18 protein-coding genes are annotated in these 20,802 nt (G+C 67.4%); 11 read left to right on the top strand and 7 right to left on the bottom strand.

Annotated features, from left to right (window positions below):
• Positions 1-65 precede the first annotated feature (65 nt).
• Positions 66-470 (top strand): ectoine synthase, encoded by a 405-nt coding sequence (locus ACZ6B1_RS23855; RefSeq protein ID WP_468781418.1) that lies wholly within the window; start codon positions 66-68, stop codon positions 468-470.
• A 5-nt stretch (positions 471-475) separates the two neighbouring features.
• The gene (gene thpD, locus ACZ6B1_RS23850) at positions 476-1,363 is read left to right on the top strand and encodes an ectoine hydroxylase (protein ID WP_468781416.1); all 888 of its coding nucleotides are present in this window, start codon (positions 476-478) and stop codon (positions 1,361-1,363) included.
• A 155-nt stretch (positions 1,364-1,518) separates the two neighbouring features.
• On the opposite strand, the gene ACZ6B1_RS23845 is transcribed toward thpD, so the two are convergent.
• Both ACZ6B1_RS23845 and ACZ6B1_RS23840 read right to left on the bottom strand, forming a co-directional pair.
• Positions 1,519-2,580 carry an aminotransferase class V-fold PLP-dependent enzyme gene (locus tag ACZ6B1_RS23845; RefSeq protein ID WP_468781414.1) on the bottom strand — a complete coding sequence of 354 codons (1,062 nt, stop codon included), beginning with the start codon at positions 2,578-2,580 and terminating at the stop codon, positions 1,519-1,521.
• 97 nt (positions 2,581-2,677) lie between these two features.
• Positions 2,678-3,385, bottom strand: coding sequence for a DsbA family oxidoreductase (locus ACZ6B1_RS23840; RefSeq protein ID WP_468781412.1), 708 nt, complete (start codon positions 3,383-3,385; stop codon positions 2,678-2,680).
• 117 nt (positions 3,386-3,502) lie between these two features.
• On the opposite strand from ACZ6B1_RS23840, the gene ACZ6B1_RS23835 reads away from it, so the two are divergent.
• The 7 genes from ACZ6B1_RS23835 to ACZ6B1_RS23805 all read left to right on the top strand — a co-directional run bounded on the left by ACZ6B1_RS23835 (position 3,503) and on the right by ACZ6B1_RS23805 (position 11,057).
• Positions 3,503-5,194, top strand: coding sequence for a recombinase family protein (locus tag ACZ6B1_RS23835; RefSeq protein ID WP_468781410.1), 1,692 nt, complete (start codon positions 3,503-3,505; stop codon positions 5,192-5,194).
• A 2,162-nt stretch (positions 5,195-7,356) separates the two neighbouring features.
• On the top strand, positions 7,357-7,641 hold the full coding sequence (locus tag ACZ6B1_RS23830) for a hypothetical protein (protein ID WP_468781408.1): 285 nt from the start codon (positions 7,357-7,359) through the stop codon (positions 7,639-7,641).
• Positions 7,641-8,123 carry a hypothetical protein gene (locus tag ACZ6B1_RS23825; protein ID WP_468781406.1) on the top strand — a complete coding sequence of 161 codons (483 nt, stop codon included), beginning with the start codon at positions 7,641-7,643 and terminating at the stop codon, positions 8,121-8,123. The genes ACZ6B1_RS23830 and ACZ6B1_RS23825 overlap by 1 nt, the downstream gene beginning before the upstream one ends.
• Before the next feature lie 666 nt (positions 8,124-8,789).
• Entirely contained in the window at positions 8,790-9,110 is a 321-nt protein-coding gene (locus ACZ6B1_RS23820) for a hypothetical protein (RefSeq protein ID WP_468781405.1), read from the top strand.
• Positions 9,111-9,660: 550 nt separating this feature from the next.
• On the top strand, positions 9,661-10,140 hold the full coding sequence (locus ACZ6B1_RS23815; protein ID WP_393845549.1) for a phage terminase small subunit P27 family: 480 nt from the start codon (positions 9,661-9,663) through the stop codon (positions 10,138-10,140).
• Positions 10,141-10,156: 16 nt separating this feature from the next.
• On the top strand, positions 10,157-10,414 hold the full coding sequence (locus ACZ6B1_RS23810) for a hypothetical protein (RefSeq protein WP_468781402.1): 258 nt from the start codon (positions 10,157-10,159) through the stop codon (positions 10,412-10,414).
• A 97-nt stretch (positions 10,415-10,511) separates the two neighbouring features.
• Positions 10,512-11,057 (top strand): transfer protein spdA, encoded by a 546-nt coding sequence (locus tag ACZ6B1_RS23805; RefSeq protein WP_468781400.1) that lies wholly within the window; start codon positions 10,512-10,514, stop codon positions 11,055-11,057.
• 591 nt (positions 11,058-11,648) lie between these two features.
• On the opposite strand, the gene ACZ6B1_RS23800 is transcribed toward ACZ6B1_RS23805, so the two are convergent.
• From ACZ6B1_RS23800 to ACZ6B1_RS23785, 4 genes are all read right to left on the bottom strand, one after another.
• Positions 11,649-12,860 (bottom strand): helix-turn-helix transcriptional regulator, encoded by a 1,212-nt coding sequence (locus ACZ6B1_RS23800; RefSeq protein ID WP_468781398.1) that lies wholly within the window; start codon positions 12,858-12,860, stop codon positions 11,649-11,651.
• Between the two features lie 1,098 nt (positions 12,861-13,958).
• A complete protein-coding gene (locus tag ACZ6B1_RS23795; protein WP_468781396.1) occupies positions 13,959-14,462 on the bottom strand; it encodes a GNAT family N-acetyltransferase in 504 nt (167 codons plus the stop codon).
• A 59-nt stretch (positions 14,463-14,521) separates the two neighbouring features.
• Positions 14,522-15,130 carry a DUF1349 domain-containing protein gene (locus ACZ6B1_RS23790; RefSeq protein WP_468781394.1) on the bottom strand — a complete coding sequence of 203 codons (609 nt, stop codon included), beginning with the start codon at positions 15,128-15,130 and terminating at the stop codon, positions 14,522-14,524.
• 45 nt (positions 15,131-15,175) lie between these two features.
• Complete coding sequence (locus tag ACZ6B1_RS23785) at positions 15,176-16,705, bottom strand: aldehyde dehydrogenase (NADP(+)) (protein WP_468781393.1); 1,530 nt, start codon at positions 16,703-16,705, stop codon at positions 15,176-15,178.
• A gap of 130 nt (positions 16,706-16,835) precedes the next feature.
• Between ACZ6B1_RS23785 and ACZ6B1_RS23780 the strand changes: the two genes are divergently transcribed.
• On the top strand, positions 16,836-17,606 hold the full coding sequence (locus ACZ6B1_RS23780) for an IclR family transcriptional regulator (protein WP_468781391.1): 771 nt from the start codon (positions 16,836-16,838) through the stop codon (positions 17,604-17,606).
• A 98-nt stretch (positions 17,607-17,704) separates the two neighbouring features.
• Positions 17,705-19,159 carry a peptidoglycan D,D-transpeptidase FtsI family protein gene (locus ACZ6B1_RS23775; RefSeq protein ID WP_468781389.1) on the top strand — a complete coding sequence of 485 codons (1,455 nt, stop codon included), beginning with the start codon at positions 17,705-17,707 and terminating at the stop codon, positions 19,157-19,159.
• A gap of 42 nt (positions 19,160-19,201) precedes the next feature.
• On the opposite strand, the gene ACZ6B1_RS23770 is transcribed toward ACZ6B1_RS23775, so the two are convergent.
• Positions 19,202-20,653 (bottom strand): NCS2 family permease, encoded by a 1,452-nt coding sequence (locus tag ACZ6B1_RS23770; protein ID WP_468781387.1) that lies wholly within the window; start codon positions 20,651-20,653, stop codon positions 19,202-19,204.
• Positions 20,654-20,802 lie beyond the last annotated feature (149 nt).

Here is a 20,802-nt window from a genome sequence, read left to right as displayed (position 1 = left end):
CCGCTCCGTACGGCCCACCGGCCGCACGCACAGCACACCGTACGACCAGGAGGAAGTTCAGCACCGTGATCGTCCGATCGTTCAAGGACATCGAAGGCACCGACCGGCACGTCAAGTCCGCGTCCGGCACGTGGGAGAGCAAGCGGATCGTCCTCGCCAAGGAGCGGGTCGGCTTCTCCGTGCACGAGACCATCCTGTACGCCGGCACCGAGACGCACATGTGGTACGCCAACCACATCGAGGCCGTCGTCTGCACCCGGGGCGAGGCCGAGCTCACCGACCGCGAGACCGGCAAGACGTACACCATCACGCCCGGCACCATGTACCTCCTGAACGGGCACGAGCGGCACACGCTGCGCGTCAAGGAGGACTTCCACTGCATCTGTGTGTTCAACCCGCCCGTCACCGGACGGGAGGACCACGACGAGAACGGCGTCTACCCGCTGCTCACCGAGCCCGAGGAGGTGTGACACCCATGACCGCTGTCACCGACCTGTACCCCAGCCGCGGCACCAGTGAGGTGGCCGTGCCCCGTCAGGACCCGGTGGTCTGGGGCTCCCCCGACACGCCCGGCCCGATCCCGACGGCCGACCTGCAGGCGTACGAGCGCGACGGCTTCCTCGCCGTCGACCAGCTGATCACCCCGGACGAGGTCGAGGTCTACCGGGCCGAGCTGGACCGGCTGGTGGCCGACCCGGCGATCCGGGCCGACGAGCGCTCGATCGTCGAGCCGAAGTCGAAGGAGATCCGCTCGGTCTTCGAAGTGCACCGGATCAGCGAGGTGTTCGCGAAGCTGGTGCGCGACGAGCGGGTGGTCGGCCGGGCCCGGCAGATCCTCGGTTCGGACGTGTACGTCCACCAGTCGCGGATCAACGTGAAACCGGGCTTCGGCGCGAGCGGCTTCTACTGGCACTCGGACTTCGAGACCTGGCACGCCGAGGACGGCCTGCCCAACATGCGCACGGTGTCCGTCTCGATCGCGCTGACCGAGAACCACGACACCAACGGCGGGCTCATGATCATGCCGGGCTCGCACCGCACGTTCCTGGGCTGCGCGGGGGCCACGCCGGAGGACAACTACAAGAAGTCGCTGCAGATGCAGGACGCGGGCACCCCGTCCGACGAGGCGCTGACGAAGCTGGCCGGCGAGCACGGCATCCGGCTGTTCACCGGCAAGGCCGGCTCGGCGACCTGGTTCGACTGCAACTGCATGCACGGCTCCGGCGACAACATCACGCCGTTCCCGCGCAGCAACGTCTTCATCGTCTTCAACAGCGTGGAGAACAAGGCGGTTGAGCCGTTCGCGGCACCGGTGCGCAGGCCGGAGTTCATCGGGGCGCGGGACTTCACCCCCGTCCGGTGAACCGCCTTCGGCCGGGGGTCCGGGGGGCGCCCCCCGGACGACACAGCATCGGGGCGCGGGACTTCACTCCTGTGAAGTAGGCGTCGGCAGCACCCCTCGACCACCGGGCCGGGGCCTCCTCGTGTGGGACGGGAGGCCCCGGCCCGGTCGTGCCGTCAGCGGGACAGCGCGTCCAGCAGACGGTCCACGTCCGCCGGCGTGTTGTAGAGGTGGAAGGCCGCCCGCAGATTGCCCGCGCGGTCGGACACCACGACGCCCGCCTCGCCCAGCCCGGGCTGGCGGTCGCCGAGCCCCGGCACCGAGACGATGGCCGAGCCGGGCGCGGGCACCGGCTCGTGGCCGAGGCCGGCGAGCCCGGCCCGGAACCGGTCGGCGAGCGCCACGGCGTGCGCGTGCAGGGCCGGCAGCCCGACCTCCTCGATCAGCTCCAGGGAGCGGCGCAGTCCGGCGTAGGTGAACAGGGCATGGCTGAGGTCGAACTGCCGCGCCGAATGCGCGAGTTCCTCGACCGGGCCGTAGCAGCTGTCCCACGGCCGCTCCCCGGCGACCCAGCCCGCCAGCACCGGGCTCAGTCCGCCGAAGTCCTCCGGGACCACCAGGAACGCCGCGCCGTGCGGGCCGAGCAGCCACTTGAAGGAGACCGCGGCGCTGAAGTCGAAGGCGGCCGCGTCCATCGGGAGCCAGCCGGCGGACTGGGAGTAGTCGACGTAGGTGCGCGCGCCGTGCTCCCGGGCGGCCTCGCGCACGGCGGCCAGGTCGGCGATCCGCCCGTCGGCGGACTGTACGGCGCTGAGCGCGACGAGCGCGGTGCCCGGCCGGACGGACTCGGCGATCCGCTCCAGCGGGACCGTGCGGACCTTGAGGTCGCCGCGGACGTGGAAGGGGTTCACCACGGAGGTGAAGTCGTCCTCGACGGTGAGGACTTCGGCGCCGGCGGGGAGTGACGCGGCGATGACACCGGTGTGCGCGGCGACCGAGGCGCCGGCCGCGACCCGGGCGGCCGGAACGCCGGCGAGCCGGGCGTAGGCGGCCCGGCAGGCCTCGACGTCCTCGTAGAGCGGCAGCAGCGGCAGGCCCTCGGCCCGCAGCAGCGCCGCCTCGTGCAGGGCCCTGACGGTACGGGCGGGCAGCAGGCCGTTGCTGGCGGTGTTGAGGTAGCTGGTCCTGGGGGCGAACTCGGCGCGGACGAGGCTCTCGAACGTCTCCGTGGTCTCCATGGGTCCACTCTGCGGCCCGATGAAGTCGCAGTCCATTGCGTAATTTTGCGTGGATCCCCTCAGCGGCCCTTATACGTCCGCGCCGACCTGCGGGTTCTCAGTGCTGGGGCACCGCGCACCCGTCCGGGCCACAGGCCTCGGCGGCGCCCTGGCCGACCGGCTTCAGCGGAGAGCGCTCGCCCCAGGCCTGGGTCAGCGCCTGGGTGAAGACCTCGGCGGGCTGGGCGCCGGAGACGCCGTACGTGCGGTCGAGGACGAAGAAGGGCACGCCGGTGGCGCCGAGCTCGGCCGCCTCGCGCTCGTCGGCGCGGACCTCGTCGGCGTGCGCGGCGGGGTCGGCGAGGACCGCCCGGGCCTCCTCGGCGTCCAGGCCGGCCTCCACGGCCAGCTCCACCAGTCGCTCGTCGCCCTCGGTGTACACGGACCGCTCCTCGGCGAAGTTGGCCCGGTAGAGGATCTGCAGCAGCTCGTCCTGCCTTCCCCGGCCCTTGGCGAAGTGCAGCAGGCGGTGCATGTCGAAGGTGCTGCCGTGGTCGCGGTCCCGGGTGCGGTAGTCCAAGCCCTCCGCGGCGGCCTGGGCGCCCAGGTTGTCCTCGCCGGCCTGGGCCTGCGCCTCGCTCATGCCGTACTTCCGGGTGAGCATGGTGAGCACCGGCTGGACGTCGCCCTTGGCGCGGCCGGGGTCCAGCTCGAAGGAGCGGTGCACCACCTCGACGTCGTCGCGGTGCGGGAACGCCGCGAGCGCCCTCTCGAAGCGGGCCTTTCCGACATAACACCACGGACAGGCTTGGACCAACAGAGCCATAACTGCTCTGACCTGCGGTTCTTAACCGGCACGCTCGGAAACCTCGAAGGATTCCGCCGAGCCGGGAGAGCACCGCAGTGCCGGGGCGGTCCGACTCTGGAGACAGGACCGAGACAGATGCACCGCGACGACTACCCCGCACTGCGGGCCCTCGGGTTCGAGGACGACGAACTCAAAGAACTTGGGCTCTGGACCCCGGCCGTAGGTGCCCCCGCTGAACTCGCGGAAATGTACGTCCGCCGTTCCAAGAAAAAGGACTCCCTAAGCGCGCTTCGCGAACAGGTCCGCCGCATGTGCGCGCAGGGCGTCAAGGAAAACAAGAAAGTGCGCCACGTCTGGTTCGAGCAAAAAAGCGCAAGCAAGAGCTACATCCGACGCGAGGAATTCGAGAAAGCAACAGCGGCCGTCACGGAAGCTGGACTCTCGAAAGCGCTCTACGTCTACAAGACCTCTCGACTCTCCCGCCGAGGCATGGGACAAGTCGGCCTCTTGCTCGACACGTTCGAGGAACAGGGCGCGTACATATTCGTAGTGTCCGAGGGGTTGGACTCTCGCACTTCCCGCACAGTGCTTGCCTTCCTGAGCGAACAGGCGCGCGACCAAGTGAAAGACCTTGGCGATTTCGTCAAGCTGGGCATGGACGCGCATAAGGCGGACGGCAAATGGACCGGCGGCGTAACGCCCTACGGCTTGCGCGCTGTGAAGGGTGAGGGACGCCTAGAGCCCAACCCCGAGGAGTACCCGACGGCCCGGCGAATCGCCGAGTACCTGTTGGATCGAAAGACCCCCGCATGGATCGCTGCCACGCTCAACGAGGAAGGCTTGAAGACGCGTCACGGCCGGAACTGGCAGGCAACGGGAATCATCGCCCTGGTACACGCTGTGACTTGGGCCGGTCTCGTCGCACAGCGGGAAAGAATGCTCGACAAGAACGGACGCTGGACGGGGAAATATCACCGGGGCGGTACTCCGCTGTTCGACAAGAAAGGGAACCCCGTTTCCTGCGGCGAGGGCGTCATCACGTTCGCGGAACACATCAAGATCAACGAAATTCTCGCGAGTCGCGCGCAGAAGCACGGCCCCGTAGGAAACCGAGCGCGTGGTAAGCGTGAGATCTCCAACCTTCTTTCGGGGATCATGCACTGTGGTCGCTGTGGCGTGAAGGAAGTCAGCAGCGGGCCCGCTTACCGGTGCTACGCCCGGACCAACGAGGGGGCGCACGTCTGCGAGGGAGTTTCCATCGGACGGGAGCGCGCCGACGACGCCGTTACGCAAGCGTGGTTCGGGCACATTCTGAGCCTGTCCCCCGAGTCGGCCACACTGCAAGAAATCGCCCGTGAGTGGCTGGCTTACAAGGACCCGGAAAAGGAGGCGCGCAAGATGCAGGTAACGGCCGCCCTTGAATCAGCGGTAGGCCGAGAGATAAAGCTCAACAAGGAGTTCTTTGTTCTCGGCCGCATGACCGAGGACATGTTCGACAGCATGCGCGTGCAGGTGGCCGAGCAGATCACCGCGCTAAAGGCTGAGTTGACCGAACTGACACGGGAAGCCGACCTCACCCCGCTGATGGACCCGGAAGCACTGGCTGCGCTGTGGAACGGGGCCGGTATCGCCGGACAGCGGGCATTGCTGCGGGCCGCGCTGACAAACAAGGGAATCGTCCTCAAGGCGTCTCAGGGTCGGGGGTACCGAGTGCCCGCGTATGACCGGCTGGAGTTCCGCTGGCGGGAGGCGAGCGACCCGGCATGGGGAGCAGCCTTTGAAGCGGGCGTGAAGCACGTCGAGAGGACGCGAGAGCAGAACCTCTAGACGGCCCGTAAGGCACTCCGAGAGCCCCGGTGAGGGATTTCCCCGCCGGGGCTTTCTCGCGCCCGCAGACAGCCGTACATGGGCTCTCAACGACCGGCCAGCGCCGAGGGGTTCGCCGCGCTTGCCGACAACAGCCCCGAGGGAAGCCACAGACGGCCGTCTGAGCCATTCCCGTTGCCTCGCCGCCCGGCACGCCGAGAGAGCCGCAGACGGCCCGCAGACGGCCGCACAGAGCTTTCGCCAAGTTATCTGATGGTGCGTCAGGAAGTGCCACTTAACCCACACGCTCTCTGGACCCCGAACCCGCAGCAGGAGAGACGACAGGGAGGTTGCGCGGTGCCCATCACGAACACGCTTGACCTGGAGACGCTGAGCGCGCGTATGGACGCGTGGGCCAGCGAGAGGGACAGCAAGCGCGGCCGACTCGTGCGAGCGTTCCGAAAGAACCTCGGGAACTCCCCCGATCTACAGGCGGCACGGCTCGCGCTGCTTATCGCGGAAGCTGCCTAAGGGGCCCGCTTCACATACAGCCCCCCCGTCAGTGATGGCGGGGGTTTTCTTTGACCTACTTTCGCGGATAACGCGGAACCGGTCAGGCGTTACGGCGAATTAAGCGGAACGCATGGACCCCTTCTGAGGATTTAGAGGAGACACCACAATGACAGATCGACGTTTCGAGGAGATACGCGGAGCGCTCCAGCGAGCGGAAGAAGCGGCATGGGAGGCAGGCCCTATAGCGGAAGACGCTCACGCACACGTACGCCACGCGCTGAAAATCGTTGAAGCCGTTCTATTCCCTGCCGATGGCTGCGCCGGTCCGGATTGCTCAAACCCCGTGCCTGACAAGGGTGTTGGGCGACCGGCGCTCTATTGCTCGGCTCGTTGCAAGGATCGGGCGGCCTACCTCGCTAGGAAGCAGCGGGCACAGCGAGGAGCGGGAGAGAGCTAATCAAGAAACTCTCTATATGTACTTATGTAGTTCTGTACCTACATTCAACAACATCTATAGGAGTCCTACTAGCAATACCGGAACTAGGTACAACTACATGCCGCAACGTAACACCCCTCTGGAAGGAGTGCCCCGCCCTTGATTATCGGTGATCCTCGGTGCGAGGTATGCGACACCGTCCTAACCGGCCGACAGCGGGCCGTCTGCTCAAATGCGTGTCGGCAGGCCCGGAAGCGCGCACGCAAGCTGACGGCCGCTGAGTACGCGGCAAAGCTCTTGGGACGGGACTGCGAGCGCTGTGGAGAGGCGTACGAGCCGAAGAACAACCGTCAGCGGTTCTGTTCCGAGGAGTGCGCCGAGCAGGCAAAGGCTGACGCGGAGGAATCCCGCTGGGAGGCCGTTTGTGAACTGGACGGGTGCGAGAACAGCGCCGGTTGGGACGGTGCTACGCGTGCCCGCCGCTACTGCTCGAACGCTCACAAGCAAAAGGCTTACCGACAGCGGAAGCACGCGGCCTAGCTGAAAGCCTCTGTGCGGCTCTGTGAGCGCCTTTCCCCGTCCCGCTGCCCCTCGCGTCAACGCATTCCCCGGAGGCCCGTAGAAAGGCGCTGAGGGTCAGTGCCGGCTCGTAACGGTCGGATATCAATGCGCGCACTGCCGTCGGATATTCCGGCAATTCAGGCTCTAGCACTTAGCCAACTCACTCTCTGGACTCCGGACAGCCGGAAACTGTGTCCATAGGTGATGACTGGTCAGGCTGGTGCGCCACATGCCCCCTGACCGGTCGCCACCACCTAGGAACGTTCCTAGGTGCTCTCTCTGCGGCGGCATCCGCAACCCTTCCCCATTCTTCGGTGGGTAGATCTACGTGCGCGCAAAGCGGCGTAGTCCTCGCCGGTAAGACCCCCTTGTTTGGCCTATGCCGAGGCCGAGCGAGGGGGTCTTTTTGTTTTCCCTGGAGGTTTCCCGCGATGCATGACGATGCCGCGTACCGGGCTGTCGTGTTCGCTGCCCTGCGTGCGGTCACGGCTGACGCCCCCGCAGTCGTTGACCAAAACGAACTGTTCGGCGCTGTGAATAGGTGGGCCGCGCGAAACGGTGTGGGCCCGGTCCCGCTGGGTTCGTTTACGCGGCTCGTGCGCAGCGCTGGATACCGACACTTTCGAAGTGACCGGCGAAAGTACTTCGCTGGTCTAGCGATCAAGGAGGATTCATGACTACTCGCGATCACATTGACAGCGGGATGACCGACGCGACCATTGCAAGTGTTCTGCGCGCTCGTGCGGAGTCCTGGCGTTACAGCACTGCAATGGAGAATGCCGCCGCAGTTGTGGCCAATGGCGGATCTCTTAGCCCTGAGTCGCGTATGGCGCTGGGTTACTACCAGGACGGCAAGAAGGCTGCTGCCACTTCCGGCCGTGACGTTTCCGGCCCTGCCGACTCGACGGGTGGGGATCGAATTGCAGCCGCTTACAAGAACCTCGGAGGCAACGCCTGATGACTGACGCGAAGCTAGAGAAGGCCCGTGCTGCCGCTGAAAAAGCGGCGCAGGAACTCGCGGCCCTGGAGGCCGAGGAGGCTGCTAAGGCCGCTCAGATCGCCGCTGAGCGGGACGCACGAGAGATCGAGTACGCCCGCCGGGTCAAGGAAACTTGGCGCGCTGAGGATGAGGCAAACCGCGAGGCGGAAAAGGCAGCGCGAGCACGGTTCTATGAGCTTGTCTCTAAGGAGCCTTGGTTCGAAGCATTCGCCGAGTACAGGGCACACCGTTTCAAGCGCGGACACATCCTGAATGCCCTAGGGGACGCTCAGAATCGCTTGGGCGAGACGGGAGCCGTTCCTGAGAACCGGATCTACGACGCGACGATCATGGACGACGTAATCAATGCGGCCGAGCAGCGAGCCGGGGAGATCGCCGCTGATTTCGCCGATGAGCTGGATGCTAAGCGTGAGGCTTACGTGAGCGGCGGTGACGCGTAATGGCGACGACTGCTGACAACCTGCTCGACCCCGGCCTCGACGGCTCTTACCCGAACTGGAATCGCGACGGTGGCGGTCGGCCCGTGCAGCCGACGGACGGGGGAGGCAACCCGGTCCGATATGCGCGAGGAATGACCGGCGAGCTGTATGCCATTCACCCGGCGGGGGCCTATCCGCTGGATCACGGGCGGGCTCCAATCGCAATCCCTCGGCTGCCGCTTCCCAATTGGGGAGATCCTGCCGCTGTCCGTACGTGGCGGGAATCGTGAACCGCGACGCGCTCGACCCCGGCCCGGACGGCTCGTTTCCCTGGTTTCCTCGGCTCCCCGATGGTTACCCCGCGTGGGCCGATGTGGTGCCCCTGGTTATGCCGGTCCCGTAATGCGCCGAGGCGTAGAGCACGTGCGCGTGTGGGGCGGTAACCGGCACGGCGATTTGGTGGCGTTCGACATTACGCCGCGCGACGCTGCGGGAAAGGCGATTGATCCGCCGGTTATCCCGCCCGCTTAGCGCTGTGGCCGTGCCATTGGTGAAGGATGCCAGCGGCACGGCCCCTTTGCTGACGCAAGATCACACCCCCAGCCGGCCGTTTCCCTCAGGTTTTCTGACCTGCGGCGATGCCTGTACGTAGCTTCACTGGCACGTGTGCTGGTGGGAAGGAAACCCATGCTGAACGACGTTGCAGCCCTAGCGGCCGGAGCTACCTACCGAACCGAATTCGAACCGGTCGGCGATATTCCCGCTGGAATCCTCATGGTGCAGCCGGTCATTCGCTGCGAGCACGGTTACGACGTGGCCGCATACAGCGAAAGCGGAGACCTATTGGCGCGCGCTTGTCTTACGGGTTCGCAACTCATGTTGCACGTTCCTTTTGTCGGATGCCGCGCTGTGTGTGTGGAAGTCGAGAACCTGACCGGCTGCGAGGAACACCCCCACGCGTACGAGATATCCCTAGTCCCGGATGAGGACGGCCCCCATGCCGAGTAAGCCACCCCGCCCGTGTGCACAGCCGGGATGCCCCGAGTCGGTACGCGGTAAAGACAGCACATGCCCCGAGCACACGAGACAGCGAGCAGCGCAGCGGGTAAACCGAGGCGGGTCGTATTACGGTCGTGACTGGCGTGAGCGCGTGCAGCCACGGTTTATCTACCGCAATCCGTGGTGTGTTCTCTGCGGGCAACGGGCGCAGGTCGCTGACCATTGGCCGATCAGTCGACGTGACTTGGTCGCGAGGGGTGAGCGCAATCCCGATGCCGTGACGCACCTTCGGCCATTGTGTCGCCCTTGCGATGCCAAGGAGCGACCTAAGCGCGAGCCGGGCGGATTCCTTGCTGAGAGGCGAAGCCAGCGCGAGGCGGAACAGCGCGTGCAGCGTGGTCGGTTCGATGATGTGCCGCCATTCTGACCCCACCCCCCTGGGCAGGGGCTCCCCCCTAGGCCAAATCCGGCGCGGCAGGGAGGCAAAGAAACGTGATGTCAGTTAAAAGCCTTTTCTGTGGCGTGACCTGCGCCTATTTATTCCCCTGGAGGAACCCCAATGACCCTGGCTAAGCCAATCGATCAGCACCGGCGAGAGGGAACGTACCGGCCCGACCGTCACGCCGACCGACTATCTCTTTCGCCGAGTGATCTCACTGAGCCGGATTGGTCCACGGTGATTGGTGACGGCCCGGACGCTGGAAAGGTCAAGGCGGACGCGTCGGATATCTGGCGGCGCATCGTTCCTGCGCTGTCTGCCGCAACTCGAATCACGGATGCTCAGCGAGAGGTCGTCATTTCGTTCTGCACGGCGCAGGCTCGTGTATGGCAGGCCGAGCGGATTATCAGCCGGGACGGCCTACTCGTCGTCGGCGCAAATGGAACTCTCGTCAAGAATCCAGCCACGACGGTGATCAACACTTACTCGGGAATCCTGCGCGCTGCCCGAGTTGAGCTAGGGCTGTCGCCGTCCGCTGCTGCCCGAATCACTGTGACAGCGCCGGACGAGGACGACGACCCGGACGGGATTTGGGACTGAGAATTGGAGTGCAGAAATGATTGCCGATGAGTACCGCGCCGAGCTAGCACGATGGGCCGAGCTTGAGATACCTCGGTGGGCCGAGCGGATGACAGCGGCACGGCGTAAGTACCGGGAGCGCGAAGCAATCGAGGAGAAGCGCGAAGCAATCGAGAACCGTAAGCGCGTGACTCGGATGCAGGCTTTTGACAACATCCGCTATGCCAGAATGCCTGCCCACCTCGTGCGCGAATACCAGGAGACACGGCGCAAGCGGGAGGCAGCGAGTGCTTAGGCTCATATCGTTTACGGACGCTGTCCGCTATGCCGCGCTCGCTGCGGCCATGGTTATTAGCTTCGCTGTGGAGCGTGACCTAGCGCTGTCTCATGGCGTGCCCGAGACCGTTGCACCGGCCGTTCCCGTGGCCGTTGATCTATTCATGATTTGGGCTGTCAGGACGGGCCGTGACGTCGCCCTAGCCGTGGCCGTTGCCGTGGCCGCGAATGTGGCCGGTGTCCTCACGACGGAATCCCTGTCCGCTGTCGATACATGGGTGTCCGCTGGATTGCACGCCGTGTTCCCGCTGACCGTGTGGCGAATTCACCGCGCTGAGCGGCCCGCTAAGAGCGTCACGGACATTCGGCCAACCGAGGAGACTGACCGGCCAGCGGTGGCCCCGCAGAATGGCGTATGGCCGGACACTTCCCTATGGCAGGACTTCAACGCGGACAGCGAGCCGGACAGCGAGGACAATGCACCGGACGGCCCGCCGAGTGATGACGATATCCGCGCCGCTGTGACCGTCCTCGAATCCCGCCACGGGCGACCGCTGACCGGTCAGGTTGTGGCCGACCATTTCGGCGTGTCCGCTCGCACTGGACGCCGTTACCTTGACCGGATCGGATACGGACGCGTGACCACCTCGGAACGTTCCTAGGTGCGCATGACGAACCCCCTACGTCACACCCTCACCGCGAGGGAAGGCGTAGGGGGTTTTCACGTTTCGGACCACCTTAGAAAGAAAGGGCGGGTTCCAGCCGGCTGTCGCTTCCAGCGCGGTCACTTCCCAGCATTCCCAAGGGATTTCGCTACCTTCGGATCGCAGGTATCTAGGCCGCCTCGCTGTCGAGTACCGCCCGAACCTGGGAGGGCAGAACGCGCCCCCGTTCCACTGTCCTCTCGCTCACCACTCGTCGCGACCGGTGAACCATCCAATGAGGTACCCGACCGCCATTTCCAGCGAAGGGAGAGGCCAACCGGGATTCTCTCCGGGTCCCGGCTGGACAAAGTAGCTGGGCTCCCCATCCGGCATCGTGCCTGCAATGATCCAAAGCCGGTGGGTTACGTCCGGCTCACTGTCCGGGTAGTCCATGAAGAACCACCCGCAAAGTTCCCCGGTCGGCCGCTGCTCGATCCACTCGAACCGGCAAGCTCCCACGTGTTCGATGTCACCCAACGTGCGTCCCATGCTGACTATTCCTCCGTCGATCCGTCGTAATGCTCTGCACCTAGGAACGTTCCTAGGTGCTCACGCAGCCGCGCTGTCGAGTACCGCCCGAACCTCGGGAACGTCGGCGTATTCAGCGAGCCGGGCCAGCACAACGCGCCCCCTTTCCGCTGTCCTCTCGCTGGCAATGTCGGCCGACAGCGTGAGCATGCGTTCCGCCGTGGCCGCCGCTTCCTCGGGCTCGTTCGCGTCGGCGTAGGCAATAGCAAGCCACGAGAGGTAGAGCGCCAATTCGCGCGTATGCGTTGCGTCGTATTCGCTGAGCACTTCCCGCAGCAAGGGGACAGCGCGGAGGGGGCGGCGCAGTTCTGTGTAGACGCGGGATTCCATGACGCGCAATTCTCCTGCATCCACCCAATAGAGGTAGGACGGTGACTCGATTCCGTCGCTGTCCTCGCTGAGCGCTTGGCTTGCCTCTCCGAGGGCCCGCATTGCGTGCTGTGCGTTCTCGGTACCGCCCGCTTTCGTGGCCGCCCATGCCACCCGATCGAGGTAGAGCGCGCGGGCTTTCGGGGGAGCGGTCGGACCGGCCCCGTCCAGTGCAGCGCGGGAAAGGTCTAGCCCCTCAACTTCCCGGCCGATATTGCTGAGTTGGTATGCGAGGGAACCGGCAAGGTTTCCGGCTAGTGTCCGGTCCTCGGCTTGCGTTGCCGCGCTGAGGCCGAGCCGGTAAATGCGTTCGGCTTCCTCGTGCTGGCCCGCATCACTGGCAATCCATCCGGCGATCTGTGCCAGCTCCCCGATTTGAACGAGGAGCTGATGGCCCGTCAGATCAGAATATGAATGCTCGCGGAACAATCGAACAGCCTTACGAAGTTCGCGCAGTGCGGGCCGCATGAGATCCCCACCGGCTAGGAAATCGTCGGCAAGCCGTAGGCCATGCACCCGCTGTTGCAGATCGTTCACCTGCCCCATGCCGATACGGCCCCCTGTGCGGCCCTGTAGCGGCTCTAGCGGGTCCTCGGCGGGGAGGAAGTCGGCCAGCGTCGGCAAAGGCGGCTCAGCGGCCGTCTGTGGCGCTGCGAGGGTGTCCACGGAAACCCCAAGAGCGGCAGCGAGGAACGGCAACCACTCGCGAGGCGTGCGCTTTCCCGTCTCCCACCGGCTCACTTCCTGGCGGCCGACCGGATCACCAGTGACACCAGCGGCCCGGCAAACCTCCCGCGCTAGCCGTGCCTGACTCCAGCCGAGCCGTTCCCGCTGTCGCCGGATGTTGGCCCCGATTCCGCTCATGTCTTCAATTCTGGCCGACAGTTGGCCGACACGTGGCCGCTAGTCGGAGATCCATTCCGGCCGGACCCTGGACGACGAATGCCGACCGAGGGGACAGCGACCATGGCGAGCCAAAGCACAGCGGACACGGACGCCCGACAGTGGGAGTACACGACGTTTGCCCCGTCGGGGGAGACGTGCCCGGCGTGCATGAAGCCGATCAAGTCCCTTGAGCGCTGCCGACGGGGTGAGCTGGAACGCCAATCGGGCTCGCCGGTCGTCGTTTACCGGCACGTGGACTGTGACGACCCGAGGGAACTCAAGCGGCGGGCGAGGCGGTGACGTCCCCCGCAAAGCGTCTGAGCGTCCGCGTGAGCGCCTTACCGGCTCCTGAGCTGATAAGCCTCGTTGAGGACCCTGACGGGCCCTACAGGGGCTCTCCTGACGGTTGGTGGACCGAGTACGGCGGTGGGATGGATGTACGTTCCGGAGTGGTCTACCTCCCACCGACCGCCACACCTCCCCCGTGCCCGTTCCCATGCGCGCTGTGCCAAGCCAAGGGGAGACAGAGTTGAAAGACGTTGACCGATGGCTGCGGGAACCTCGGCCCGGACCGGTGGACCCGGATTCTTGCGTTGTGTGCGCAGCGCTGCGAGGCAATGTCAGCGCGAGTGCCCGCATGAATGACCCGCTGTTGGCGCTGGCCACGCTGTCAGCGATGAGGGTTCACCGGGAATTCGGGCACCAAAACCGGGTGAGGAATCCCGAGCCTGCCGAACAGTCGGCGTGAAGACATTGGCGGGGGCTCGCTGGCGGCTCGCTGCGTTCCTGCTGGCGGGGTTCCTCGGGTACTTCCTCGCGGCCGTCCGCTGACCACCCGTGGCCGACGCCGACCGGCGCGGGTTCCTCGGCCCCGTCCGTCTGTCTCCCCCGGCAGATGGGCGGGGCCTTTCGCGCATCTATGCAGGTCAGGGGCCGTGCGCTAACCTATGGCTCTGTTGGTCCACGGGCAGGCGATGTCGCTCCAGATTTCCACGCGCATGCTCTCGGCTCTTCTCCGGCTCGTACGGCGGCGGAGGCGGTCTCCGCGCGCGTACGTGAACGTTCAAGCAGCGGCGTTCATTCCCCGGGCACCGTGAACACCAGGTTGAGGTGGAGATGGCCGTCGTCCGGGCGTTCCGGGTCCGGGACCCAGCCCTGACGGGCGTAGAAGGCTTGGGCGCGGAGGTTGTCGACGTGCACCTCGAGCGCGGCCGTCCGGGTGCCTTCGGCCCGCCACTGCTCCACGCAGGCGGCGTGCAGGGCGGTGCCGATGCCCGCGCGCCAGTGACCGGGGTCGACGTGGAACTGGAACAGTTTCACCGCCTGGGCGGGCGAGCCCTCCGGGGTGCGGAAGGAGGCCAGCCCCACCAGGCGGGTGTCGCGCACCGCGCACAGCACCTGGCCGTCGGGCCGTTCGATGGCCTTCCGCCACCGTTCGGTCCAGTCGACCTCCGGGTCCGGGAGGCCGTCCGGGTAGTACGTGGACCGGGCCCGCACCATCACGTCGGCGACGGCCTCGGCCTCCGCGGGCAGGGCGGTCCTGATCATCAGGGACTGGGGGGTCCGGCGCGCATCGATCATGCCCGGGAAGACGTACCGGGGCGCGGCTCCGGTTCCCCGGACGCGCCCCGCCGTCGCGCTCAGCGGCCGTCGCGCAGGTCGTCCGGCCAGCCGGCCCGGAACTCGAGGTGGTCGTAGGTCACCACACAGCCCTCCCCCAGCGGCGACTGGGTCATGAAGCCGACCAGTGCCGCGCCGGACTCCTTCTCCTCGCCCAGGGTGAAGAGCCGGACGAAGGTCCAGTGCCCGCCGTCCCGCGAGGCGTGGAAGGCGAAGGCGCGGCCGGTCCGGCTGACCCTCAGCCACACCGAACTTCCCTCGACGGTGAAGGAGTTGGCGTCGTCGGAGTGACCCCGGGTGACCACCGTGCAGACGGTGGGCACGTCCGGGGAGTACTCGAGACAGAGCTTGGCCCAGGCACGGTCGCCGACGTGGACGTAGAGGACCCCGGCGTCGAAGGAGGCGCCGAACCCGACGGTGACCCTGGCTATGAGCTGGAAGTCCCCCTCGGGCGCCCCGAGCAGCCGGGGCGCGTCGGCGGCGGGGTCGAGGGCCTCGCCGGTGGGCGGTACGAACCGGTCCTGCCGGGGTCCGGCCCAGCCGGTGAGCACACCGCCCTCGTAGGACCAGTTGCCGTCGGGCCCGTACGTCCGCAGGGAGAAGGGCAGTTCGGGGAGTTCCACATCCATCGCGCGAGTGTCCCAGCTTCCTCGTCCGGCGTCCCGCCGATCCGTTCAGCGCTCCAGCAGGCCGTTGTACCGGCGGGGCAGCCCGAGCGGGTTGTCGTCGCGCAGCTCCCGGGGCAGCAGGGCCTCGGGCGCGTTCTGGTAGGCGACCGGCCGCAGCCACCGCTCGATGGCGGTGCCGCCCACCGAGGTGGACGTGGAGGTGGTCGCGGGGTACGGCCCGCCGTGGTGCTGGGCCGGCGCCACCGCCACCCCGGTCGGCCACGCGTCGACCAGCACGCGCCCGGCCAGCGGGGTCAGCTCGGCCAGGATCTCCGTGCCCCGCCCCTCGCCGGCGGCCTCCCCGGCCGACAGGTGGACCGTGGCCGTGAGGTTGCCCGGCAGCCGCGACAGCACCGCCGTGGCCTCGTCGTCGTCGGCGTAGCGGGCCACCACGGTCACCGGTCCGAAGCACTCCTCCAGCAGCAGGTCGTACGCCCCCTCGGCGGTCAGGCCGCTCGCCGGGACCGTCAGGAAACCCGCGCTCACCGTGTGCTCGTCGCCCGCGCCCGGCGCGACCGGCGCCTGCACTCCCGGCAGTTGGGCGCGCTCGGCCACGCCCGCGATGAAGTTGTCCCGCATCCGGTGGTCGAGCAGCACTCCGGCGGCGGTGTCACCGACGGCGTCGGCCAGGGACTTCAGCAGCCGGTCGCCGGCGTCGCCGGCCGGCACCAGCACCAGGCCCGGCTTGACGCAGAACTGGCCGACGCCGAGGGTCATGGACCCGGCGAGCCCGGAGCCGATCGCCTCGGCCCGCTCGGCCGCCGCCTCCTCGGTGACCAGGACCGGGTTCAGCGAGCCCAGCTCACCGTGGAAGGGGATCGGCACCGGACGCGCGGCCGCCGCGTCGAACAGGGCGCGCCCGCCGCGTACCGAACCGGTGAAGCCCGCGGCGGCGACCAGCGGGTGCCCGATCAGCTCGACGCCCGCCTCGAAGCCGTGCACGAGACCGACGACGCCCTCGGGGACGCCGTGTTCGGCGGCGGCCCGGCGCAGCACCCCGGCGACCAGCTCGGACAGGGCCGGGTGGTCGGGGTGGGCCTTGACGACCACCGGGCAGCCCGCGGCCAGGGCGCTCGCGGTGTCGCCGCCGGCCACGGAGAAGGCGAAGGGGAAGTTGGAGGCGGAGTAGACGGCCACCACACCCAGTGGCACCTTGTACCGGCGCAGGTCCGGGACCGGCGGGGTGGCGGTGTCGTCGGGGTGGTTGATGATCACGTCCAGGAAGGCGCCCTCGTCGACGATGTCGGCGAAGGCCCGCAACTGGTACACCGTGCGGGCGAGTTCCCCGGTGAGGCGGACCGGCCCGAGGGCGGTCTCGGCGTCGGCGGCCTGGATCAGGCCGTCCGCGGCCGCGTCCAGGCCGGCGGCGGCCGAGCGGAGGAAGGCCGAGCGCACGGCACGGTCGGCGAGGGCACCGCGCGCGGCCCGGGCCGCCCGGACGGCCGCGTCCACCTCCTGGGCTGTGGCCTCCACCGCAACCTGTTCACGCTGCTTCCCGGTGCGCGGGTCGACACTCCAGACTGGTGCTGCTGCCACCGCGGGTCCCTCCAGATAAGGCCGCATTCGCTGGGTAACCATCAGCCGCGTTCGATATACTGAACGCTGTCTCTGATGATGAATATGCTGCTCGGAGACTATTTCCCGTCGAACGAAGGGGTCAAGGGCGATGTCGGCAGGCGAGACGGGCGGGGCCCAGGTCAAGTCCGCGGTGCGGACCGTTGAATTGCTCGAGTACTTCGCCGGCAGACCCGGCATGCACTCCCTCGCGGCCGTGCAGGAGGCCGTGGGGTACCCCAAGTCCAGCCTGTACATGCTGCTGCGCACCCTCGTGGAGCTGGGCTGGGTGGAGACGGACGCCACGGGGACGCGGTACGGCATCGGGGTGCGGGCGCTGCTGGTCGGCACGTCCTACATCGACGGCGACGAGGTGGTGGCGTCCGCCCGGCCGACCCTGGACCGCCTCTCCGACGACACCACGGAGACCATCCACCTGGCGCGGCTCGACGGCACGAACGTGGTGTACCTGGCCACCCGGCAGTCGCAGCACTATTTGCGCCCGTTCACCCGGGTCGGCCGACGGCTGCCCGCCCACTCCACCTCCCTCGGCAAGGCGCTGCTCGCCACCCACACCGACGAGCAGGTGCGCAAGCTGCTGCCGGAGACCCTGCCCGCGCTCACCGAGCACACCATCACCGACCGCGAGAAGCTGATCGAGGAGCTGCACCAGGTCCGCGAGCAGGGCTTCGCCGTCGACCGCGAGGAGAACACGCTGGGGCTGCGCTGCTTCGGCGTGGCGATCCCGTACCGCACACCCGCCCGGGACGCCATCAGCTGCTCGGTGCCGGTGGCCCGGCTGACCCCCGCCCACGAGCAGATGATCAAGGACGCGCTCTTCGACGCCCGGGACCGGCTGACGCTGGCGACGCGGCGGCTGTAGTCCGGCGCGGGAAGTCGCGCGCCGGCTTTCTGAACGCGGGATGAGAAAAACGGGCGTACGGGAACGATTGCCCCGCCCCGGTCGTCATCACGGACGGGATGAACAAGACGATCAGGCGGGCGTCCGTCTTCACACTGCTGCTCGTGCTCGCCCTGCTGGTCAGGGCGACCTGGGTGCAGTACTACGACGGCACGGCCCTCGCGGACGACCAGGCGAACCGGCGCAACGCCATCGAGACGTACGCGCAGCCGCTGGGGAACATCATCGTGGCGGGCAGCCCCGTCACCGGCTCGGCGCGGACGAAGGGCGGCGACCTCGCGTACAAGCGGACCTACAAGGACGGAGAGCTGTACGCGGCGGTGACGGGCTACGCCTCGCAGGCGTACGCCCCGACCCAGTTGGAGGGCATCTACCAGGACCTGCTGAACGGCACGGACAGCAAGCTGAAGACCGTGCTGGACACGGTGACCGGCAAGCGCGCCGACCCCGGCGACGTGCTGACGACGATCGACCCCGCCGTGCAGAAGGCGGCGTACCGGGCGCTCGGCGGCAACAAGGGCGCCGCGGTCGCCCTCGACCCGAAGACCGGGAAGATCCTGGCCGTGGTGTCGACCCCGTCGTACGACCCCACGCGGCTCACCGACGCGAACACCGCCGGGGTCGCCTGGAAGTCGCTCACCACGGACAAGGACAAGCCGCTCACCAACCGCGCGCTGCGCCAGCCGCTGCCGCCGGGCTCGACGTTCAAACTGGTCGTGGCGGCCGCCGCGCTGGAGAACGGGCTGTACAAGAACGTGGACGACCCGACCGACAGCCCCGATCCGTACACCCTGCAAGGCACCGACCGGGTCCTGGCCAACGAGAACAGGTCGGCCCCCTGCGAGAACGCCTCGATCCGGGTCGCGCTCCGCTACTCCTGCAACAACGTCTTCGGCAAGATGGCCGTCGACCTCGGCCAGGACAAGGTGCGGGCCATGGCGGAGAAGTTCGGCTTCAACGACGAGGAGCAGGACGTCCCGGTGCGGGCGTACTCCAGCGTCTACCCCTCCGGCATGGACAAGGCGCAGACCGGCCTGTCCGGCATCGGCCAGTTCGACGTCACCGCCACCCCGCTGCAGATGGCCATGGTGTCCGCGGTGATGGCGAACGGCGGCAAGCTGGTCTCCCCGCACATGGTGTCGCGGATCACCGACGGCGACGGCGATGTGCTGCGGGACTACGACGACGACGCGGACAGCGAGCAGATCGTCGGTTCGGACACCGCCGCCCAGTTGCGCTCGGCGATGGAGACGGTGGTCCAGGACGGTACGGGCACGAACGCGCGGATCGACGGGGTGACGGTCGGCGGCAAGACGGGCACCGCCCAGCACGGTGAGAACAACAGCAAGACGCCGTACGCCTGGTTCACCTCGTACGGCAAGTCCGACAGCACCGGCAAGGAGGTCGCCGTCGCGGTGATGGTCGAGCAGTCGGACGCGGCCCGCTCGGAGGTCAGCGGCAACGGGCTCGCGGCGCCGGTGGCCAGGGCGATGATGCAGGCGGCGCTCAAGTAGGCGGGGTGAGGGGGCGGTCCGGTCGGACCGCCCCCTCACGTCTCACTTGACGGCCAGGGCCTGCTCCACCGGGTCGATGGCGAAGTACACCAGGAACAGCGCCGAGACGCCCCAGAGCAGCCAGTTGACCTCCCGCGCTTTGCCCAGGACGGTCTTGATGAGCACGTAGGACAGGAAGCCCGCGCCGATGCCGTCGGTGATGGAGTAGGTGAACGGCATCGCGGCGATGGTGAGGAACGCCGGGATGGCGATCTCGTACCGGTCCCAGTCGATGTGCTTGACGTGGGTCATCATCAGGAAGCCCACCGCGATCAGCGCGGGCGCCGCGGCCTGCAGCGGGACGATGGTCAGCAGCGGGGTGAGGAAGAGCGCCAGCCCGAACAGGCCGCCGGTGACGAGGTTGGCGAAGCCGGTGCGGGCGCCCTCACCGACGCCGGCCGCGGACTCGATGTAGGCGGTGTTGGAGGAGGCTGAGCCGACCCCGCCGGCGACGGCCGCGGCACCGTCGATGAACAGCACCCGGCCGATGCCGGGCACCTGTCCCTGGTCGTCGAGCAGTCCGGCCTCGGCGCTGATGCCGACGATGGTGCCCATGGCGTCGAAGAAGTCGGACAGGATGAGGGTGAAGACCAGCAGCACGGCGGTGAGCACGCCCGCCTCGGCGAAGCCGCCGAACAGGCTGAAGTGACCGACCAGCGCGAAGTCCGGGGCGGCGACGATGTCGTCCGGGACCTTCGGTGTGGTCAGGCCCCAGCTCCTGATGTCGGCGACCGCGTCGATGACGATCGCGACGACCGTCATCGTGACGATGCTGATGAGGATCGCGCCTTTCACCTTCCGGGCGAGCAGCGCGATGGTCAGCAGCACGCCGAGACAGAAGACCAGCACGGGCCAGCCGGTCAGCCGGCCGACCGCGCCGAGCTGGACGGGCACGGTGCTGTGCGCGGCGTCGGGGATGCGGCTGACGAATCCGGCGTCCACGAAGCCGATGAAGGCGATGAACAGGCCGAGGCCGACGCCGATGGCCTGCTTGAGCTGCTGCGGGATCGCGTTCATGATCGCTTCACGCAGCCCGGTGAGCACCAGCAGGCAGATGACGGCACCTTCGAGGACGACCAGGCCCATCGCGTCCGCCCAGCTCATCAGCGGGGCCAGCTGGAAGGCGACGACCGCGTTGAGGCCGAGGCCCGCGGCGATGGCGAGCGGGAGGTTGCCCCCGACGCCCATGACGATCGTCATCACACAGGCCACCAGCGCGGTGGCGGTGACGAGCTGGCCGGTGTCAAGGGTGTGGCCGAACTTGTCCTTGGCGCTGCCCAGGATGATGGGATTCAGGACGAGGATGTAGGCCATGGTGAAGAACGTGGCGAAGCCGCCGCGTATCTCCCGGCCGAAAGTGGATCCCCGTTCGGAGATTCTGAAGTACCGGTCGACGCCGCCCCCCATGGGCGGTGCGGCGCCGGGCCGTTGGTCCACCTTCTGCGTATCGGACATGGTCGTACTCCTCGTCGACTGATCAAGGGTGCGCGGATGCTGGCTGGATTGTTCCCCTGTCGAACCCGTTTCAGGTTTTCCTCGTGTTACGGAATCGAGGTTCGGCCCGTCATACGCCGTCCGGCTCCCCGTACAAGGACCGAAACGAT

Source organism: Streptomyces sp. NPDC041129 (assembly GCF_055592265.1).
Note: the sequence above shows the minus strand (reverse complement) of the source record. Positions and strands in the feature narration are given on the sequence as shown.

Coding starts and splice junctions, on each gene's coding strand:
- ACZ6B1_RS23835 (WP_468781410.1), top strand. CDS start 3,503: ATGCACCGCGACGACTACCCCGCACTGCGGGCCCTCGGGTTCGAGGAC.
- ACZ6B1_RS23840 (WP_468781412.1), bottom strand. CDS start 3,385: ATGGCTCTGTTGGTCCAAGCCTGTCCGTGGTGTTATGTCGGAAAGGCC.
- ACZ6B1_RS23800 (WP_468781398.1), bottom strand. CDS start 12,860: ATGAGCGGAATCGGGGCCAACATCCGGCGACAGCGGGAACGGCTCGGC.
- ACZ6B1_RS23775 (WP_468781389.1), top strand. CDS start 17,705: ATGAACAAGACGATCAGGCGGGCGTCCGTCTTCACACTGCTGCTCGTG.
- ACZ6B1_RS23820 (WP_468781405.1), top strand. CDS start 8,790: ATGCTGAACGACGTTGCAGCCCTAGCGGCCGGAGCTACCTACCGAACC.
- ACZ6B1_RS23770 (WP_468781387.1), bottom strand. CDS start 20,653: ATGTCCGATACGCAGAAGGTGGACCAACGGCCCGGCGCCGCACCGCCC.
- ACZ6B1_RS23825 (WP_468781406.1), top strand. CDS start 7,641: ATGACTGACGCGAAGCTAGAGAAGGCCCGTGCTGCCGCTGAAAAAGCG.
- ACZ6B1_RS23790 (WP_468781394.1), bottom strand. CDS start 15,130: ATGGATGTGGAACTCCCCGAACTGCCCTTCTCCCTGCGGACGTACGGG.
- ACZ6B1_RS23845 (WP_468781414.1), bottom strand. CDS start 2,580: ATGGAGACCACGGAGACGTTCGAGAGCCTCGTCCGCGCCGAGTTCGCC.
- ACZ6B1_RS23830 (WP_468781408.1), top strand. CDS start 7,357: ATGACTACTCGCGATCACATTGACAGCGGGATGACCGACGCGACCATT.
- ACZ6B1_RS23795 (WP_468781396.1), bottom strand. CDS start 14,462: ATGATCGATGCGCGCCGGACCCCCCAGTCCCTGATGATCAGGACCGCC.
- thpD (WP_468781416.1), top strand. CDS start 476: ATGACCGCTGTCACCGACCTGTACCCCAGCCGCGGCACCAGTGAGGTG.
- ACZ6B1_RS23815 (WP_393845549.1), top strand. CDS start 9,661: ATGACCCTGGCTAAGCCAATCGATCAGCACCGGCGAGAGGGAACGTAC.
- ACZ6B1_RS23780 (WP_468781391.1), top strand. CDS start 16,836: ATGTCGGCAGGCGAGACGGGCGGGGCCCAGGTCAAGTCCGCGGTGCGG.
- ACZ6B1_RS23810 (WP_468781402.1), top strand. CDS start 10,157: ATGATTGCCGATGAGTACCGCGCCGAGCTAGCACGATGGGCCGAGCTT.